Raw genomic sequence first — 3,815 nt, 5'->3', positions numbered from 1 at the left:
GACGTGCGCCTCCCGGACCGGGCCGACGATGCCGCCCTGCACAAGTTCGACCACCTGATGATAATTCTCGGTGGCGTGAATCTGGATGCCCATCTGCGTCGCGACCTTCGCTTTGGCCGCCGCCTCGCGGATGCGTCGCGCTTCCCAGATGTTGTGCGTCAGCGGCTTCTCACAATACACGTGCTTGCCGTGCTGCAGCACGAGCATCGTGGCAAAGGCGTGTGTGTGCTCGCAGGTGCTCACGACGACCGCATCGAAATCCCGCGCGTTTTCAAACAGCCTCCGAAAATCGACGACCTTTTTCGCGCGCGGATGCTTCACAGCCGCGGCGTCGAGGTTTTTCGCATTCACGTCACACAAGGCAACGATGTTCTCGGAGGAAACCGATTCAAGATTGGCCGCGCCCCGGCCGCCGGACCCGATGATGGCGACGTTCAGTTTGTCGTTCAGGTTTTGTCCGCGAAGAAAGGCGGGCGCGGCTGTGATTGCGCCGGCGGCAGTGAACAGCGCGCGCGTAAAACGGCGTCGGGTGAGCGGGCGGGTCATGCCCGTTTGTTGACGGGTTCCAACGCCGCTGTCAAGCAATCCGTGTTGCCACCAGCCGGACGGCCGGGCAAAAGCGCACGAAACAAAACCGATTTGACTCCACCGTCCTTTGCTTGCCTAATTCGCCTGCCAATTATGAGCGACCCTGCACAAATACTGCGCGATTTCAAACCCTCGAAAGAATTCTTTGTCGGCATTGACTCCGACGGCTGCATTTTCGACAGCATGGAAATCAAGCATAAGGAGTGTTTCACGCCGATGTTCATCAAGCATTTCGATCTTCAGGCTGCCAGCAAGTACGCCCGTGAAGTCTGGGAGTTCGTGAACCTCTACTCGAAGGACCGCGGCGCGAACCGTTTCCCGGCCCTGTCGAAAGCGGTCAGACTTCTCGGAGAGCGTCCGCCCGTGAAGGCGCGCGGCGTGAAGATGCCAGATCTCTCCTCGATCGATGAGTGGATCAAACGGGAAACGAAGCTCGGCAACGCCACCCTCAACGCGGAAGTGAAGAATGGCAACAAAGGACTCGAACAGGTCAAACGCTGGTCGGATGCCGTGAATGCGCAGATCGAAGACATCGTGAAAGGCGTGCCGCCGTTTCCCCGGGTGCGGGAATGTTTGCAGAAGATCAACGCACGGGCGGACGCGATGTGCATTTCGCAAACGCCCGCCGAGGCGCTCAAGCGGGAATGGACCGAGCACGGCCTGGCCGGCTTTGTCAGGATGATTGCGGGCCAGGAAATGGGCACCAAGACGGAGCACCTGAAATTCGCCGCCGCCAACAAGTATGGGCGCGACAAAATCCTGATGATCGGCGATGCGCCGGGTGATCTCAAAGCTGCCAGAGCCAACGGCGCGCTGTTCTTTCCGATCACCCCCGGCGCCGAGGAAGCCTGCTGGGAACGTCTCCATGCAGAAGGGCTCGACAGATTCTTCGCCGGAAGTTATTCCGGCGATTATGAGGCAACGCTGGTGAAGGAATTTGACGCGTGCCTGCCCGAAAAGCCCGGTTGGCAGCTGGCGCCGTGAAGCGACCGCGGTTCACCGCTACGACCGCCAGTCCAACGAACGGATGCGGCCGTCTGCGTCCCGGTTACCGGCGAAGGCATTGAGTTTCAACTCCGCCCCGCGCGAAGTGAAGCGGGCATCCACCCAACCGACGGGCTCCGTGTCGCTGAAGTTATAGCCCACCGCCGGAATATTCACGAGATGAATTCCGGCCTCCAGACCGAAGGCGTATTTGTGCGAGTGGCCGTAAATAATCGACTTCACCTTGCGATGAGGACGGACCACTTCGAAGAGGCGTTCTGCGTCGAGAAGTTCACCGTCTCCATCGCCGAGCGTGTGATGGACGAATATGATCGTTGCCCGTTCATCCGAATTCTTCAGAATCTGGCCCAGCCAGTCTCGTTGTGATTTTCCGAGCAGCCCGGCGGCCTTGTTCGTATAAAAGAGAGAGTCAAGCATTACGAACCGGACCGACGGTTTCTCGATGATGAGCACGTATTTTCCAGCGACCTTTTGCCGGGCTCCGGACAGTTTCTTGAAAACCTTGAAGAAATTGTTCCGTTCGTCGTGGTTGCCCAGACCTAAATAAATCGGGGCAAGTTCGGCCACCGGGGCGAGCAATTCTCTGACAGCTTCGTAATCGGCGACCTCACCCGTGAGCCTGGCGGCGTCGCCGTTAAGGATCACGCCCTCGGGTTGGCTGTCGATCACCTGTGGAATAATCCTTCCAAGATTCTGTGTCGGGAAAAAACCTCGATATTCGTTCTTTGGATCGGCCGGAATATGCGTGTCAGACAACAGGGCGAAGTGGACGGGTTTTTCCGCCGACGAAGCGTCATCACCTGCGACGCTTAATTCCCGGATCACGGCCGCGCCGGCTAGCGCCCTGGTCGTGGTGCAAAGGAACCGCCGTCGGTCCATCGGTTGATAAAAAATCCCGGGCATGTTTTTGGTCTTTCAGATGTTGCCCGACACTTAAGGCCACTCATCGACTTCGGGCAAGGGTGATTTTCAAGATTACCGTATGCGTGCGGCAGATTTGACTGTGCCAGTGAACAGCGTTCACGTCATACTGGCATCACACCGATGGCTGAGCCGGCCCTGAAAAACCTGGTTTCGTCGCTGGGACTTGAAAAATACCGGCGCCATATCTTTATTTGCGCCGACCAAACGGAACCGAAGTGCGCTCCGCGGGAACGCGGTCTCGCGGCCTGGGAGTTCCTGAAAAGGCGGCTAAAGGAACTGCAACTGGCCGGGCCCGAGCCGCTGGTTTATCGCAGCAAGGTGAATTGCCTGCGCGTTTGCACGGCCGGGCCGGTCGCGGTGGTGTATCCCGATGGTGTCTGGTATCACTCATGCACGCCCGAGGTATTGGAGCGTATCATTCAGGAGCATTTGATCAGCGGTCGTCCCGTTCAAGAATACAGTTTTGCCCGGAATCCATTCACCTGGTTGGACGACACGCTCGACGGCGTTGCACCAGCACCTTGAACGACCGCCCCAGATGTGCGGGGTGCGTCAGCGTTTGAAATTGGCGCGCACGGGCCGAAGTCCATTCACCCAGCCCTGGCTTTCCACGCCAGGCCGTCCCGACAACTTCTGTCAGGAATTCGGCCTGCGAACAAAACCGTTCGGTCTGCAAACCCGCCGCCTCTCCGGCTTCGATGAGCGAGGAAAAATTGACATGCGCCGTCAGGTCCTGCCGTCCGATGTTCGCCAGCACGTCATCGCCCGGCCTGTGCCGATGATAGGCGCGCAATGTCCCGTTGACGCGGTGGGGCGAAAAGAACTCGTCGTCGGAGAGACCGTAATCGATCGTGAGCAGACGGCCTTGTTGCAGAGCCGAAGCGGCCTGCCGCCACCAGTGCGCCGCTGCCGGACAGATTTCAGTAGTGAATCCATCCGGCAACACCGCCAGCAGTTGAGGGTTTAAGCGCCGCAACATGTCCAGCGGCGCATCCGTCCCGGTGACACATTTCGCCGACGACCCATGGTCGGTTCCAGATTCGACACGAGATCGACGCCAGACCAATTGCTTCTCTTCCAGAGCGACATTCCATTCGAACCAGCACTTTTCCCCGGCGTTCCAGCCGACGCGATGAACCGGCATGGCGTCGAGCAGTTCATTTGAAAACATGACGCCGTGTATCCCCGTTGCAGGCAACGATTCCCAGGAACGGAACCAGAGGACGTTGTCCTCAAAGCAGCCCAGATTTTCCCGCTGTGACTGCTGCCTGCGAATCGACGGCTCCAGGATCCAGTAC

The 3,815-nt window shown here is 58.6% G+C and carries 5 protein-coding genes; 2 read left to right on the top strand and 3 right to left on the bottom strand.

Features of this window, described 5'->3' with window-relative positions:
- Positions 1-546, bottom strand: a 546-nt coding sequence (locus VN887_10230; protein ID HXT40389.1) for a Gfo/Idh/MocA family oxidoreductase, incomplete at its 3' end; no start/stop codon positions are given.
- Positions 547-681: 135 nt separating this feature from the next.
- Here VN887_10230 and VN887_10225 point away from each other — a divergent pair.
- On the top strand, positions 682-1,572 hold the full coding sequence (locus tag VN887_10225; GenBank protein HXT40388.1) for an HAD hydrolase-like protein: 891 nt from the start codon (positions 682-684) through the stop codon (positions 1,570-1,572).
- Positions 1,573-1,590: 18 nt separating this feature from the next.
- Here the strand turns inward: VN887_10225 and VN887_10220 are convergent, their stop codons facing one another.
- Complete coding sequence (locus VN887_10220) at positions 1,591-2,496, bottom strand: metallophosphoesterase (GenBank protein ID HXT40387.1); 906 nt, start codon at positions 2,494-2,496, stop codon at positions 1,591-1,593.
- A gap of 141 nt (positions 2,497-2,637) precedes the next feature.
- Here VN887_10220 and VN887_10215 point away from each other — a divergent pair, with 141 nt between their 5' ends.
- On the top strand, positions 2,638-3,042 hold the full coding sequence (locus VN887_10215; protein ID HXT40386.1) for a (2Fe-2S) ferredoxin domain-containing protein: 405 nt from the start codon (positions 2,638-2,640) through the stop codon (positions 3,040-3,042).
- Here the strand turns inward: VN887_10215 and VN887_10210 are convergent.
- Positions 2,996-3,815: SAM-dependent methyltransferase (locus tag VN887_10210; GenBank protein HXT40385.1), on the bottom strand; the 820-nt coding region annotated here is incomplete at its 5' end. The two genes, VN887_10215 and VN887_10210, sit on opposite strands and share 47 nt — an antisense overlap.

The organism is Candidatus Angelobacter sp., from assembly GCA_035607015.1.
In the GTDB taxonomy this organism is placed as follows: Bacteria; Verrucomicrobiota; Verrucomicrobiia; order Limisphaerales; family AV2; genus AV2.
This window is presented reverse-complemented; position numbering and strand designations above follow the sequence as displayed.